We start from the raw sequence: 14,658 nt of genomic DNA on the forward strand, positions 1-14,658 counted from the left end.
TGGTATAATACGAGTAATCATGATGCGACGCCCGGTTCGAAAGAGCGGGACGCAAGATACGGAGGTTTGTGCATGAGCGCAGCATTAACGGTGGTTGGCCTGGGTTCGGGAGATGCCGATCAACTGACGATAGGAATCGTGAAAAAAATGAAGCAGGCGGCCGTTCTGTACGTCCGCACGCTGGATCACCCTGTTCTGGACGATCTCAGGCAGGAAGGGCTCAAGATGACGTCGTTCGATTCCATCTATGAATCGAAGGCTTCTTTTCCGGAAGTGTATGACGAGATTGCGAACCGGCTTATCGAAGCTGCATGTCAAGGTGAAGGCGGAAGCGAAATCGTATATGCCGTTCCAGGGCATCCCATGGTTGCCGAAGCCAGCGTGCGGCTGTTGAAGGAGCGCTGTCCGGACAAGGGAATATCGCTGCGGGTGATGGGCGGAGAGAGTTTTCTGGACGAAGCGTTCATCCGCCTCGGTTTTGATCCGATTGAAGGGTTCCAGCTGCTTGATGCAAGCAGCTTGAGTCCGGAGTTGATTCAGCCCCAACTGCATACGCTGATCGGACAAGTGTATGACACGTTCACCGCTTCCGACGTGAAATTGTGCCTGATGGAAGTGTATCCGGATGAGTATCCGGTCTATGTCGGTCATGCGCTGGGCGTGCAGGATCAGGAAATCATCCGGAAAGTGCCGCTGCATGATCTCGATCGGGTCGAAGGATATGGGAATCTGTCGCTGATCTATGTGCCAAGAAATACGGAAGATCATTTGCGCCGCCGCTCATTTGCCCGCCTGCACGAGATCGTGAACATTCTTCGCAGCCCTGGCGGATGTCCGTGGGATCAGGAGCAAACGCATCAGAGCATCCGCAAAAACCTGATCGAAGAAACGTACGAGGTCATCGAAACGATAGACGAGGACGATCCGGACCACATGAAGGAAGAGCTCGGCGACCTGCTGCTGCAGATCATGCTGCACTCCCAAATGGAGGAGGAGGTCGGCACTTTTAACGTGTACGATGTCATTGAAGGGTTGAACGACAAGCTTATTTTCAGGCATCCGCATGTTTTTGGCGAAAATCAGGCCAGCGATGCGCATGAAGCGCTGCAGAATTGGGAACAGATGAAAGCAGAAGAGAAACGCCGCAAAGGCCAGGACCTGAAGGCAGCCTCTGTTCTGGACGGCATACCGCCCGACCTGCCTGCCCTGATGAAAGGATACAAGCTGCAGAAAAAAGCAGCCAAAGTCGGCTTTGACTGGGACGATGTCGATGGCGTATTTGCCAAAATCGAAGAGGAGCTGGCTGAGCTGAAGGAAGCCGTACAACAGAATCACTCCGACGAACAACGCAAGCTGGAGCTCGGCGATCTTTTATTTGCCACTGCCAATGTGGCACGTTTCATCGATGCTGATCCTGAAGAAGCGCTGGCTGCAACCAACCGGAAGTTCACGAAGCGTTTCCACTACATCGAAACCCGGTTGCGCGAGCAGGGGAAAACCCCTGCAGAGAGCAATGTTGAGGAGATGGAAAGATACTGGCAGGAGGCCAAGCAAAGAGGCTTGTAAACGGAGCGGTCGGTACATTCGTTCTTAGAAATCCATCTTAGATGAATGACGCTGGATTTGAAATCCCGTATAATGTTGATTGGCATGGATCGGTTTAGGGTATTGGACTTGACGGTCTTTGGCGAATTGGTGTGGCGATTGTTAAAAAAAGTCGTCGCCGAAGGCAGGAATTCGAAGCCGAAGCCAGAATACATGTGTAGTAACCTTGCGCGAATCAAGGTGCGGCTTATATGCTGCAGCGCATTCGCAGATACTTTTTTTTCAATTTGGGAGGCTTCTAAAAGATGAACAAAACAGACCTGATCAACAACATTTCCACGAAAAGCGGATTGACTAAAAAAGACGTCGAAGCTGTACTGAACGGCTTTTTGGGCGAAATTACAGACGCACTTGCTAGCGGAGACAAAGTACAATTGATCGGCTTTGGCACTTTCGAAACCCGCAAACGTTCCGGCCGCACTGGCCGCAACCCGCAAACAGGGAATGAAATCGTTATTCCTGAGTCCATTGTTCCTGCATTCAAAGCGGGCAACAAGCTTAAAGAAGCTGTAAAATAATGCGTCTTGATAAATTCCTGAAGGTCTCAAGGCTGATCAAACGCCGCACGGTGGCCAAAGACGTTTCCGAACAGGGACGCGTGCTGATCAATGGACGAGAAGCCAAGCCAAGCGCTGCCGTTAAGGTAGGCGATGAGCTGACGGTTCAGTTCGGTCAGAAACTGGTCACGGTAAAGGTAGAGCGACTTGCGGAGAGCACCAAGAAGGAGGAGGCGACCAGCCTCTATACCTTGGTTAAGGAAGAGCCGATCGCAAAGGATAACGGGCTGAACTGGTAACATTCGCCTGGGATGCCTTGCAGCATCTTTCTGCAAAACCATCGACATAGGGCTGTCCCGTAAGTCATGCAATTGACGAGGGGCAGCCCTTTTGGCTTTTCGTTCAGCGACAATTCTATTTTGTTTCTGTTAGTACCCAAGGTTCTATTCCTTTCTTCTGCTCCATAAGCTAGGTGTAGAAGGAGGGGTACATGCCATGGTTGAGTACGGTAAGCCAAAGCAGCATCATGTGAACATGCAAAATCGAAAGCTGTTGGATCTGACAGGTGTTTCGAATGTGGAGAGTTTTGACAGCGAGGAGTTTTTGCTTCAAACTGAACTTGGACATTTGACCATCCGCGGACATAATTTACATATCAAAAACCTGAACTTGGAGGAAGGTTTGCTGTCCATAGAAGGTACAGTGAGTTCACTCCAGTATCTGGACCCCGGTTCCCAGACCAAAAACGGCAAGGGCTTGTTCGGCAAGATGTTCCGATGAGTCCGGATACTCAATGGATCACTTTGGTGTGGATGGTCCTTTCGGGAGCCGTAATGGGAGTGGCCTATGACAGTTACCGGGTGTTATGCGGGCAACTACGATTTCCGAGATGGAGCGTCCACACGCTCGATCTGTTGTATTGGATCGCTTCGGCGCTGTTCGTTTTTCGGATGCTGTACGCCGGCAACCATGGGCAGCTGCGTTTTTATGTCTTTTTGGGGCTGATTGTGGGGGTTTGCTTCTATTTTTGGCTTTTAAGTGTTACAACCCAACGTTTTGTGGTAATGTTAATTAAACTCGCAAGAACGCTGATTCATTGGTGTGGACATATCCTTAACGTCCTTGTCGTCATGCCCGCCAAAGGGGTATATAAGCTAGTGCGCGTGTTGTTGGGATTTATACTGGCGATTCTCCTTTTTGTGGGCAAGCTCGTATTACAATGCTTGGTGCCTTTCGGAAAGCTGCTTCGCTGGATGTTCAGGCCGCTGCTGAAGCATTGGGTAACGCCGCGCTGGATGATTCAGGCGTGGACAAGGGTTGCAGCGATATGGAAACGCTGGTTTTAAGGAGGTCCGTATATGGGCAGAACAACCTTGGGGCGAACCGCCGCTCCAACAGGCCAGGGGAAATCTGCTGCTTCACGAAGAAGGTTGATGTTATGGATGGTTTTTGTTGTTTTATTCACCATCTGGGCACTCTATACGTTCTTCGTACAGAACGCACAGATTTCGGACAAGAGCTCTCGACTGGCCGCTCAACAGGCATCCCAGGAAGAGACGTTGAAAAAGCTGGATCAGTTGAAGTATGAAGTCAGCCGGTTGAAGGACCCTGAATACATAGGACAGCTGGCACGTAAAAAAGGGTATTACCTCCCTGAAGAAACGCCGATTAAGGTAGAGGGCTCAGGAAACTGACGAGTTTGGTCCATACGAAGGGATAGGCGCTCGATACGGTTCCAGGGTCATCGAATCCGGAAAAAATAGGCTCTATTATAGGGAGCAGCTCAGTTGACCTTGGTTTGAGGCATAAGGTATAATCAGTTTAGCACAGCATTGATTTTTGCATCCAAAAATCGGGTTGTATATTTTTAAGGGAGGATCATTTTATTCTATGGCAATTGAAGTGGGCACCAAGTTAGAGGGCAAGGTGACAGGCATCACGCATTTTGGAGCATTTGTGGATCTGTCAGGAGGTGTCACGGGTCTCGTTCACATCTCGGAAATCGCCGACAATTACGTCAAAGATGTCAACGACCACCTGAAGCTTAATGACGTGGTTACAGTGAAGGTCATCAACGTTGACAAAGACGGAAAGATCGGACTTTCAATCAAGCAGGCTGTTGACAAACCGGTTGAGCAACAGACGCAGTCGAGACCCCCGAGAGGTCCTAGACCGGAACGCAGTGGAGGAGATCGCGAACGTTTCGGTGGCGGCGGCGGAGGTGGTTTCAACCGTGACCGCGGAGGACGTTCCTTCAAGCCCGCAGCAGGCAAACCTTCATTTGAGGATAAAATGTCACGCTTCCTGAAAGATAGCGAGGAACGGATCTCTTCGCTCAAGAAGAACACGGAAGGCAAACGCGGAGGTCGCGGAGCTAAACGTGTCTAATCTGTTCAACCTGATTTAAAATATATACGTTCAAAGCCGTTAGCCCTCGGGCTGGCGGCTTTTTAGCGTTCTTTGCGATTTTTGCAGCTGCCCAGGCAGTAAATAAGAACATTTGTCGTCTACCATTTTTTACCGACAGCATTCCATGGCATTCCGCAGGTATTTTGTTTGAATGCTGCAGCGCTTGGAACAGAAACGATTCAAAATCAGACAATCGCCTCCCTTGGATGGAGGAGCAAAAATCGGCGAAGCAAGCATAGGGACGGGGTTCTGCCGCACCGCGCAATCGCCGAGTCTTTTGTCGTAAATTTTTTATGGCCTGTCCAGTTATTGTGACAAACTATGTCTTTCATTCTATCTATAATCGGTACCAATGAGATGGAATTGAAAACATACGAATGGGGTGCCTTGGGATATGGAAAAGTGGAATGTCATTCAATTTCCGGGATGGAAAGCAGGGAAAGAACGTACGAAGGCGTGGGAGGATCTGTCCGGAAGAATCAAGCAATGGTTCAGCTCCCGCAAGGCGGTCCAGTTCGTTGCTGCACGGAAGTGGGTAATGCTGCTCACTGCGATGGGTTTTTTACTCGGGAAGGCGATGATTCTGAATGAACTGTCCCCCTTTGCCATCGCGTATTTTGCCGTCATTGCGTTTATGCGGAAAGACTATGTCATCCCGGTGGGCATTGCTTTGCTGGCAGGCAGCTTCTTCGCGCCCTTCCCGGTTGTGCTGATCGTTGCGGCCGAAATTGCCATTTTCCTGCTGCTCTACAAAGGTTTGTCCACATATGATCGCGCTGAATTATCCTATGCGCCGGCCATGGTGTTCATGACCACTTTTCTGGTCAAGCTGTTTGCCGTCGTGATCGGCCCTTCGTTCAGCTGGTATGCCATGATGATGCTGACGCTGGATTCGGTGCTCAGTTTCGTGCTTACCCTTGTGTTCATACAAGCGATTCCACTCTTCACGTTCCGCAAAAAAAAGCTTAACTTGAAAAGCGAGGAGATCCTTTGCTTGATCATTCTGCTCGCTTCCGTCATGACAGGCGCCGTAGGATGGACGATACAATCTCTCTCCGTGGAACATATGTTATCGCGATACCTAATTTTGATCTTTGCTTTGGTAGGCGGAGCGCCCTTGGGAGCTTCGGTCGGGGTCATAACCGGCCTGATCTTGAGCCTGGCTGATATGAGCGCCATCTATCAGATGAGTTTGCTCGCCTTTGCCGGGATGCTGGCCGGGATGCTGCGGGAGGGGAAACGCCCGGGCGTTATACTCGGCATGCTGCTCGGCTCATCTATTCTGTCTATCTACCTTGGCGGGCCTAATGACGTAATGAATTCGTTATGGGAAACCTGTGCAGCCATCGCCTTGTTCATACTTACCCCCAAAAGCATTATGGCCGCCATATCCAGATATGTGCCAGGTACGCAAGACCACACGAAGTCACAGCATGAGTATGCCAAACGCATTCGCGACGTGACGGCAGAGCGGGTTGCCCGCTTCTCGCAAGTGTTCCGCCAGTTGTCCCGAAGCTTCGACCAGATGTCAGGGGCGGGCGAAGCCGTGAAAAATGAGGGTGGTATGGAGCATTTTATGAATGCTGTTGCGGAGGGCACCTGCGCGTCCTGCTTCAAACGTTCCCAATGCTGGGACGCCAAGTTCATTCAAACCTATAGGTATATGACTGACGTGATGAGTTCGATTGAGGCCAACCCCGAGATGACGGCAGAGCAGATTCCGGTGGGATGGAACCGGATCTGTGCCAAACCGGAGGAAGTGCTTGAAGTTATGCGTGCCCAATATGGACTGTATCAGCATGATTTGCAGTGGAAGCGGCAGATCATGGACAGCCGTCAGCTTGTTGCCGAGCAGTTGTCGGGCGTATCCCAGGTGATGGAGGATCTGGCGAGGGAGATTCAGCGGGAAAGCGAGGAGATGGTGCAGCAGGAGGAACAAATTCGGGAAGCGCTGGAATCATTCGGCCTGTCGATTCATTCCATCGAGATCATTAGTCTGGAGGCAGGCAATGTGGAAATTGAAATTGTCCACGCCTACACGCGGGGGTTTGACGAATGCCGCAAAATGATTGCTCCGCTCATTTCGGAGGTGCTGGACGAGCACATTGCCGTCCTGCATGAAACGATGACCGATCCTAAACAGGGGCTGGCTACCGTCACCTTCGGGTCAGCCAAAACGTTTGAGATTACGACTGGAGTGGCCGCCGCAGCCAAAGGCGGGGATCTGTTTTCCGGCGATAGTTTCAGCACGGTGGAGATGGGGAACGGCACGTTCGCGGTAGCCCTCAGCGATGGCATGGGCAATGGTGAGCGGGCACGGATGGAGAGCAGTGCGGCTTTAAATATATTGGAGCAGCTGCTGCAATCCGGGATGGATGAAAAACTGGCGATCAAATCGGTGAATTCCATTCTGATGCTGCGCTCCCCTGAAGAAATGTATGCTACTGTCGATATGGCGCTCATTGACGAGTATTCGGCCGAAACCACCTTCATGAAGATCGGCTCAACGCCGAGTTTTATTAAAAGGGGACACGAGGTCATTCAAGTGTCGGCCAGCAATCTCCCGATTGGCATCATCAAAGATATCGAGGTCGATCTGGTGACCGTACAGCTCCAGCCCGGCGATATTTTGATCATGATGACAGACGGCATTTATGATGCACCCGGTTATGCCGTGAACAAAGAACTGTGGATCAAACGCCTGATTCAGGAGGTGAGCAGCGAAGACCCGCAGGAAGTGGCGGACTGCCTGTTGGAGAGCGTGATCCGATACCAGCAGCATGAGATTTATGACGACATGACCGTGATCGTTGCCAAGGTAGAGCACTACCATCCGGAGTGGGCCACATTGCGGGTCCCCGGAATTAGCCGGATGGAACGGCCGCGCACCGTAAGTTGAAGCCCGTTCCCTCTTGTTTGAAATCTCTTCAATCTGGCAATGCTAGTCATAGAATTGAAGAGTAACGAAACGGAGGGATATCGGATGAAGCAAATTCTATTGATTACCGACGGTTGTTCCAATGTGGGCACAAGTCCTGTGCTTGCTGCGGCTGAGGCGCATGAAGAAGGCATAACTGTGAATGTGGTCGGGGTTATCGATTATGGCACGATTGGAGAACTCGGAAGCCGAGAAATCGAAGACATTGCCAGAGCAGGGGGAGGGATCAGTCAGATCGTGGGCACCAGACAGCTGGCCCAAACGATGCAGATGATGACCAGAAAAACGGTGGTACAGACGATCCAACAGGCCGTTAACCGCGAGCTCACGCAGATTTTCGGAGAAAACTCGCCTAAAAGCGTGACCGATCTTGCGCCTGCGCAGCGGGCGCAGGTTGTTGAAGTTATGGATAACATGACGGAAACCGCTCCGCTGCAGGTTGTGCTGATGATCGATGTCAGTGCAAGCATGAAGCCCAAGCTGCCTGCCGTGGAAGAAGGCATCCGCGACTTGATGCTAAGCTTGCAGGCGAGGGTTGGAAAGAGCCGGCTTGCGGTATTTCACTTTCCCGGCCGGCACAGCGGTGAAGAGGCCGTGATGGATATAGACTGGACGGACGATCCTGGCAGCGTGAAGTCGCTGTTTGGACGTCTGCAAATGAAAGGCGCGACGCCCACGGGACCCGCGATTCAGAGGGTGATTGATTTTTATCGTTATGGTACACTGGAGGAACAGCAGGAAATAGAAGGGAACTATCGCATTGAAAGAGAAGGGATGCTCGGTGACAACGTTGTCTGATGCTTCTTTCCCGCCGGGCACCGTCATTACGGGAAAATGGAATCGAAGCCGTTATACCGTCCGGAAGCTGCTGGGCAAGGGGGCCAACGGCATCGTTTTTCTTGTCCAGCGGCGGGAAAACGGGAAACATTATGCACTCAAAATGGGGTTCGATCCGGTAGATCTGCAATCGGAAGTCAACGTGCTCAAATCGTTTCAACTGCAACGCAAGCACGAGGCCTTGCAACAGAGCGGCATTCCTTCTTATTTAAAAGAGGTTGACGATTACTCCGTTGAGGGACGGGATATCCCCTTCTACGTGATGCGTTACGTTCGCGGCGAGGCATTTCATCACTTTATACGACGCCAGGGAACGGAGTGGACAATCGTTGTCGGTCTGCGGTTGCTGCAGAAGCTGTCCCAACTGCATCAGGCCGGATGGGTGTTCGGAGACCTCAAACCGCAGAACGTGCTCGTAACCGATTACGGCCAAGTTGAACTGATTGATTACGGCGGTGTAACATCGATGGGGCGCAGCGTCAAACAATTTACCGAATGGTATGATCGCGGATTCTGGAATGCAGGGAGCCGTGCTGCTGACGGGACTTATGATATTTTTGCATTTGCTTTATTGCTCATTCATGTGTTGGAGGGAGAAGAATTAAAAAGGCTGGCAGCAGAGGGGTTGCCGCAATTGCGGAGCGTCAATCAACTCGTTGCCCTGGTCATGCGCAGCGAGCGGATGAAGCCGCTCCAGAGCTGGACTGTCCAAGCCTTGCGGGGACAGTTCACCGATGCGGAGCAAGCGATTCGCGGCTGGAAAGAGATGATGGCGCGGCCGTCCAAGCTCCGCCGTTCGTCCAGAGGTGCGACGCCGGGCTGGCTTAAAAGCGCATTTGCCATTTCTATCATTATACTTATTGTGGCGCTCATCTATGCACTCCTGAACTGACTGATGCGAGTGCATATACATAACGCAAGGAAAGAGGAAGCAGGGATGGAAGCTTTAGGCTGGGACATGTTGGTGAAGACTGTGATGGAAGCAGCAGAAGAGCATCGGTTATGGGTTTCCGGGGATCGGATCGTCGTTGCGGTGTCCGGCGGACCGGACTCGGTGGCCTTTTTGCATATCATGCATGAAATCAGCACCCGCCATACGCCCCTTGAACTGATCTGTGCACATGTGCATCACGGGTTCCGAAAAGCATCGGACCAGGAAGCCGAGATGGTCAAAGAATTGGCGGGTCGGTTAGGGATTGCCTTCGAGTGGATCAAAGCCGATATTCCTTCATATATGAAGCTTACAGGCTTGGGTTCGCAGGAAGCTGCACGCGACCGTCGCTATGCCTTTTTGCATGAGGTCGCACGCAAATACGATGCATCCAGCATTGCGCTGGCTCACCATGCCGATGACCAGGCGGAGACGGTTTTGCTTCATTTATTGCGCGGCTCCGGGCTTTCCGGCCTGGCCGGCATGAGGTTTAAACGTCGCGAAAAAAATGTGGAACTAATTCGGCCATGCCTTCGTATAAACAAGACGGACCTTGTAGAAGCTTGTAATACACAAGGTTTCCCGTATGTGAACGACGAGTCGAACACCAACCGAAAATATACACGGAATGCCATCCGTCTGGATGTGCTCCCTTTCTTGGAGCAATTTAACGGACAGATCACGCCGTCTTTGAATCGTCTTGCCGAAATCGTGGGCGATGAAGACGAATTCATGGGGCAGGGTGCACTCGACGCATACAGCTGTCTAGTGCAGAAGAACGGCGGAAGGCAGACCTTTGAGTTGCCTTCCTTTTTGAAGTTACATGTCGCTTTACAACGGAGGTTGATTAAACTAATATTGAATTATCTGCCTTTGGACAGTGATTTTGTCGACTTTACCCGGATCGAAACCATTCGGCGCAAGGTCACGGAGAACGATTCGACGACCTGGAGTCTGGATCTGGGACAAACCTTTGTCTGTACTCGGGAATACGAGAATATTTCCTTTGGCGTACGGAATGAAGTACAGGATCAATCTTATGAGTATCGTCTCGAGCGATGGAGCGGAGTTTGCGAGCTTTCGCTCATGGAGATTAATCGTCAACTGCGGTTATTCCCCCTGAGCCCCAAGGACTACCTTGCACCCGAATCGGCTGACGTGGCCGCATTTGATGCGGACGAACTGATCATGCCGCTCGTTGTGCGTTCACGGTTACCTGGAGATACCATGAAGGTCATGGGATTAAACGGAAGCAAAAAGGTGAAAAATATTTTCATCGACGAAAAGGTACCTCCCTCTGTCCGACCACGCATTCCTGTGGTATGTGACGGTGCTGGCAACATTATTTGGTTGCCGGGCGTGCGCCGGTCCAGTCTGGCTCCGGTGAAGGAGGATACTTCTGCCATTCTGTACATGACTGTAGGCGATTCAGCGATTCAGGGGTAGTGGTTATGGTTCAGGTAAGGCTTTCATAGTATAACTTAGGAGGTTCACGCAGTTGCAGAACGACATTCAGGAAGTATTGATCAGCGAGGAAGAGATTCAAAACAAGGTGAAGGAACTTGGTGCAGTATTGAGCGCCGAATATGCAGGTCGCAATCCTTTGGTCATTTGCGTGCTCAAAGGTGCGTTTATATTTATGGCTGATTTGGTTAAAAACATTACTGTACCCGTGGAGATGGATTTCATGGCGGTATCCAGCTACGGCGCTTCAACCAAATCGTCCGGCGTTGTCAAAATCATCAAGGATTTGGACGTATCCGTCGATGGACGCGAGGTCCTGATTGTTGAAGATATCATCGACAGCGGACTTACGCTCAGTTATTTAATCGAACTGCTGCAAGGCCGCGGAGCCAAATCGGTTCGCGTAGTGACACTCTTTGACAAGCCGTCCGGCCGCAAGGTCGAGCTGGAAGCGCATTATACGGGCTTTGACATTCCGGATGCCTTTATTGTTGGTTACGGTCTGGATTACGCCGAGAAGTATCGGAACCTCCCTTATATCGGGATCTTGAAACCAGAGGTTTACACCAGTTAATCTGTGCTGGACCCCAGCCCCGAGCGGCTTTTTTGCTTCTGTTGAGAAGCCATATCGGGCTATGTTAAAATAAATAAAGTGTCTCGAGAGGAGGTAGGGGATGAATCGGTTCATCCGGAATTCTGGTTTTTATTTGATTCTTTTTTTAGTTGTGGTGGGCATAGTCCAATTCGTCAGCAATGGCGGCGAAGCCACCGATAATCCTAGATATGATCAGTTGCGTTCGGCGATTCAGGCCGATAACGTCAAAGATTTGACGGTTCAGTTCGATGGACAGTCATTTCTGGTAACCGGTCATTACAGAACCAAGCCAGCAGAAGCCAAATCAGAAAATTTCTCGACGTACATTCCTCCTACAGACGAAGCGATTGGGGAGCTTGTAAAGGCAAGCGAAACCAATAATTTCGAGTTTAATCAGGAGCCCATGAGAGGTGACAGCATTTGGTTGACATTGCTGACCTCCTTTATTCCTTTGATCATTATGTTCCTCCTGTTCTTCTTCCTGTTTAATCAGGCTCAAGGCGGCGGCGGTAAAGTAATGAACTTTGGTAAAAGCCGTGCCCGTCTCTACAATGAAGAGAAGAAACGGGTCACGTTCGAAGATGTTGCCGGTGCGGACGAAGAGAAGCAGGAGCTTGTCGAGGTCGTTGACTTCCTCAAGGATCCTCGCAAGTTTGCGGCTGTCGGCGCACGGATTCCGAAAGGCGTATTGCTTGTAGGTCCTCCGGGTACGGGTAAAACTTTGCTTGCGCGTGCCGTAGCGGGTGAAGCAGGAGTGCCGTTCTTCAGCATTTCCGGTTCCGATTTCGTGGAAATGTTCGTCGGTGTCGGTGCTTCCCGTGTACGCGATTTGTTTGAAAATGCAAAGAAAAACGCACCATGTATCATCTTCATTGACGAGATTGATGCCGTGGGACGTCAACGTGGTGCCGGACTTGGCGGCGGTCACGATGAACGTGAGCAGACGCTGAACCAGTTGCTCGTTGAGATGGACGGTTTCGGGGCGAACGAAGGCATCATTATCGTTGCCGCAACCAACCGTGCAGACATTCTCGACCCGGCGTTGCTGCGTCCAGGCCGCTTCGACCGTCAAATTACGGTAGATCGTCCGGATGTTAAAGGCCGTGAAGCTGTACTGAAAGTACATTCCCGTAACAAACCGCTCACCAAAGATGTGAAGCTGGATGTGATCGCGAAGCGTACAACCGGATTCTCCGGTGCGGATCTGGAAAATCTCCTGAACGAAGCGGCATTGCTTGCGGCACGCCGTAATCGTAGAGATATTTCGATGCGCGAGGTAGATGAAGCGATTGACCGTGTCATCGTTGGTACGGAGAAGAAAAGCCGTGTCATCAGTGATCGCGAGAAACGCATCGTTGCTTACCACGAAGCGGGTCATACCATCGTAGGTTATTTCCTGGAACATGCCGATATGGTACATAAAGTGACCATTATACCGCGTGGACGCGCGGGTGGATACGTCATCATGTTGCCAAAAGAGGATCGCATGCTCGTCACCAAGCAAGAGCTTCTGGACAAAGTTACGGGTCTCCTGGGGGGCCGTGTAGCAGAGGAATTGTTCATCGGCGAGATTGGTACTGGCGCATATAGCGACTTCCAGCAAGCAACAGGTATTGTTCGCAGCATGGTAATGGAGTACGGTATGAGCGAGAAATTGGGACCAATGCAATTCGGCAGCTCGCAAGGGCAAGTGTTCCTTGGTCGCGATATCGGTCACGAACAAAACTACTCGGATTCCATCGCTTATGAGATCGATCAGGAGATGCAGCGTTTCATCACGGAATGTTATGAGAAATGTAAAGACCTGCTCGTGAAACATTCGAAGGAAGTTCACCTGATTGCACAAACGTTGCTGGAAGAAGAAACCCTGGAGATGGAACAAATCAAGCAATTGATTGAAACAGGATCCCTGGGCAATAAAGCCGCCAGCGACAATGGCAATGAAGGTACACCTAATGAAAGCGGCGAGGCAATCATTGATAATATCGGTGATGTGCGCGTTCGTATTCAAGGCAAGGATGATGTAGTGCCTGAGACACCAGCCGGAGATGTTCCCAACGAAGCTCCGAACCTGGATAAAGGCGATAACACCGATCCAAGCGATGGTGGTTCGAAGCCGACATCCTAAGCATAATCATAACCGCTCGTTGTTAGCGCGGATTAAAAAGAGAGCCTTCCGGCTCTCTTTTTTTTGCAAAAATACATGAATGGATCAAGATAACGCAAATGGAGAGCTAGGACGCGAACCGGGCAGGAAATGGGCCGATACGTGGCAATTCTGTGGCGTTTTCATTAATTGACAGACTCGTGAACGTTGTGTACATTAGGTGTTAAACCGCTTGTGATTCGTTTCTCAAGCGAAAATTACGGTACACAACCTTATACAACACAGCGCTATGCGCTGTCCTGATAAAGGAGAGGATCGCAGGTGGAAGCTCTGGCATTAGAGCGCAAGGCTGAGATGAATCGGGAGCTGCGGGAGCGGCTGCTGCAGTTGAAAAAAGAACGTAACGCCATTATTCTTGCCCATTATTATCAACGTGACGAGGTACAGGAGGTCGCCGATTTTCGTGGGGATTCGTTCTTGCTTGCCCAGAAGGCAGCGCAGACGGATGCCGATGTCATTGTTTTTTGCGGCGTACACTTCATGGGGGAGAGCGCTAAGATTTTGGCGCCGAACAAAACGGTTATCATCCCGGACGAACGTGCCGGCTGCCCGATGGCAGATATGGTGAATGTGGACGGGTTGCGAAAGCTGAAAGCACAGCATCCGAATGCCAAGGTTGTTACTTACATCAACTCTTCCGCCGAAATCAAGGCAGAAACCGATATTTGCTGTACATCAGCCAATGCGGTCAGAGTCATTCAATCTGTCGATTCTGACGAAATCATCTGGGTGCCGGACAAAAATCTGGGCCATTATGTGCAGCAGCACACGGACAAGAAAATGATTATTTGGGAAGGTTACTGCAACACACATGACATGCTGACTGTAAAAGATGTTGTGGAGATGAAAGCCAAGTATCCGAACGCCGAATTTGTCGTGCATCCGGAATGCCGCCCGGAAGTTGTGGCCATGGGGGATTTCGTAGGCAGCACAACGGCCATTCTGGAATATTGCAAAAATTCTACGGCCAAAGAATTCATCGTAGGAACCGAAGACGGAACAGGCTACCAGCTTCGTTTGGACAGCCCGGATAAACAATTTCATTTCGCGACCAAATTCCTCGTATGTCCAAACATGAAGGTCAACAACCTAAAGAAACTGGTGAAATGCCTGGAAACGATGAAACCGCAAATTTACGTACCGCCGGCCGTTGCCGATAAAGCCAGAGAATCGCTAGAGCGCATGTTACTCGTGAAGTAGCGTGCGCTACTCTTG

General features: G+C 50.8%; 14 protein-coding genes. All 14 read left to right on the forward strand.

Features of this window, described 5'->3' with window-relative positions; all coding sequences use genetic code 11:
• Positions 1 to 72: 72 nt before the first annotated feature.
• Entirely contained in the window at positions 73 to 1,566 is a 1,494-nt protein-coding gene (gene yabN / locus SNR34_RS00235; RefSeq protein WP_343262697.1) for a bifunctional methyltransferase/pyrophosphohydrolase YabN, read from the forward strand.
• Between the two features lie 284 nt (positions 1,567 to 1,850).
• A complete protein-coding gene (locus SNR34_RS00240) occupies positions 1,851 to 2,123 on the forward strand; it encodes an HU family DNA-binding protein (RefSeq protein WP_236421332.1) in 273 nt (90 codons plus the stop codon).
• A complete protein-coding gene (locus SNR34_RS00245; protein WP_236421331.1) occupies positions 2,123 to 2,401 on the forward strand; it encodes an RNA-binding S4 domain-containing protein in 279 nt (92 codons plus the stop codon). Before SNR34_RS00240 ends, SNR34_RS00245 begins: the two co-directional genes overlap by 1 nt.
• A gap of 196 nt (positions 2,402 to 2,597) precedes the next feature.
• The gene (gene yabP / locus SNR34_RS00250; RefSeq protein WP_236421330.1) at positions 2,598 to 2,882 is read left to right on the forward strand and encodes a sporulation protein YabP; all 285 of its coding nucleotides are present in this window, start codon (positions 2,598 to 2,600) and stop codon (positions 2,880 to 2,882) included.
• Positions 2,879 to 3,448 (forward strand): spore cortex biosynthesis protein YabQ, encoded by a 570-nt coding sequence (gene yabQ, locus SNR34_RS00255; RefSeq protein WP_236421329.1) that lies wholly within the window; start codon positions 2,879 to 2,881, stop codon positions 3,446 to 3,448. Before yabP ends, yabQ begins: the two co-directional genes overlap by 4 nt.
• Before the next feature lie 12 nt (positions 3,449 to 3,460).
• Complete coding sequence (locus SNR34_RS00260; RefSeq protein ID WP_236421328.1) at positions 3,461 to 3,796, forward strand: FtsB family cell division protein; 336 nt, start codon at positions 3,461 to 3,463, stop codon at positions 3,794 to 3,796.
• A 196-nt stretch (positions 3,797 to 3,992) separates the two neighbouring features.
• Complete coding sequence (locus SNR34_RS00265; RefSeq protein WP_236421327.1) at positions 3,993 to 4,490, forward strand: S1 domain-containing RNA-binding protein; 498 nt, start codon at positions 3,993 to 3,995, stop codon at positions 4,488 to 4,490.
• Positions 4,491 to 4,905: 415 nt separating this feature from the next.
• Positions 4,906 to 7,410 (forward strand): stage II sporulation protein E, encoded by a 2,505-nt coding sequence (gene spoIIE / locus SNR34_RS00270; RefSeq protein ID WP_486180921.1) that lies wholly within the window; start codon positions 4,906 to 4,908, stop codon positions 7,408 to 7,410.
• 84 nt (positions 7,411 to 7,494) lie between these two features.
• Positions 7,495 to 8,247 carry a vWA domain-containing protein gene (locus SNR34_RS00275; protein ID WP_486180922.1) on the forward strand — a complete coding sequence of 251 codons (753 nt, stop codon included), beginning with the start codon at positions 7,495 to 7,497 and terminating at the stop codon, positions 8,245 to 8,247.
• Positions 8,231 to 9,178 (forward strand): serine/threonine protein kinase, encoded by a 948-nt coding sequence (locus tag SNR34_RS00280; RefSeq protein ID WP_236421324.1) that lies wholly within the window; start codon positions 8,231 to 8,233, stop codon positions 9,176 to 9,178. The genes SNR34_RS00275 and SNR34_RS00280 overlap by 17 nt, the downstream gene beginning before the upstream one ends.
• A gap of 66 nt (positions 9,179 to 9,244) precedes the next feature.
• Positions 9,245 to 10,663: a tRNA lysidine(34) synthetase TilS gene (tilS, locus tag SNR34_RS00285; protein WP_486182374.1), complete on the forward strand. Its 1,419-nt coding sequence runs from the start codon at positions 9,245 to 9,247 to the stop codon at positions 10,661 to 10,663.
• A gap of 52 nt (positions 10,664 to 10,715) precedes the next feature.
• Positions 10,716 to 11,255 (forward strand): hypoxanthine phosphoribosyltransferase, encoded by a 540-nt coding sequence (hpt, locus tag SNR34_RS00290; protein WP_236421322.1) that lies wholly within the window; start codon positions 10,716 to 10,718, stop codon positions 11,253 to 11,255.
• A 100-nt stretch (positions 11,256 to 11,355) separates the two neighbouring features.
• Complete coding sequence (ftsH, locus tag SNR34_RS00295; RefSeq protein WP_486180923.1) at positions 11,356 to 13,404, forward strand: ATP-dependent zinc metalloprotease FtsH; 2,049 nt, start codon at positions 11,356 to 11,358, stop codon at positions 13,402 to 13,404.
• A 300-nt stretch (positions 13,405 to 13,704) separates the two neighbouring features.
• Positions 13,705 to 14,643: a quinolinate synthase NadA gene (nadA, locus tag SNR34_RS00300; RefSeq protein ID WP_236421320.1), complete on the forward strand. Its 939-nt coding sequence runs from the start codon at positions 13,705 to 13,707 to the stop codon at positions 14,641 to 14,643.
• Positions 14,644 to 14,658: the final 15 nt, after the last annotated feature.

This window comes from Paenibacillus sp. XP01 (assembly GCF_057364885.1).

Coding starts and splice junctions, on each gene's coding strand:
- yabN (WP_343262697.1), top strand. CDS start 73: ATGAGCGCAGCATTAACGGTGGTTGGCCTGGGTTCGGGAGATGCCGAT.
- SNR34_RS00240 (WP_236421332.1), top strand. CDS start 1,851: ATGAACAAAACAGACCTGATCAACAACATTTCCACGAAAAGCGGATTG.
- SNR34_RS00245 (WP_236421331.1), top strand. CDS start 2,123: ATGCGTCTTGATAAATTCCTGAAGGTCTCAAGGCTGATCAAACGCCGC.
- yabP (WP_236421330.1), top strand. CDS start 2,598: ATGGTTGAGTACGGTAAGCCAAAGCAGCATCATGTGAACATGCAAAAT.
- yabQ (WP_236421329.1), top strand. CDS start 2,879: ATGAGTCCGGATACTCAATGGATCACTTTGGTGTGGATGGTCCTTTCG.
- SNR34_RS00260 (WP_236421328.1), top strand. CDS start 3,461: ATGGGCAGAACAACCTTGGGGCGAACCGCCGCTCCAACAGGCCAGGGG.
- SNR34_RS00265 (WP_236421327.1), top strand. CDS start 3,993: ATGGCAATTGAAGTGGGCACCAAGTTAGAGGGCAAGGTGACAGGCATC.
- spoIIE (WP_486180921.1), top strand. CDS start 4,906: ATGGAAAAGTGGAATGTCATTCAATTTCCGGGATGGAAAGCAGGGAAA.
- SNR34_RS00275 (WP_486180922.1), top strand. CDS start 7,495: ATGAAGCAAATTCTATTGATTACCGACGGTTGTTCCAATGTGGGCACA.
- tilS (WP_486182374.1), top strand. CDS start 9,245: ATGTTGGTGAAGACTGTGATGGAAGCAGCAGAAGAGCATCGGTTATGG.
- ftsH (WP_486180923.1), top strand. CDS start 11,356: ATGAATCGGTTCATCCGGAATTCTGGTTTTTATTTGATTCTTTTTTTA.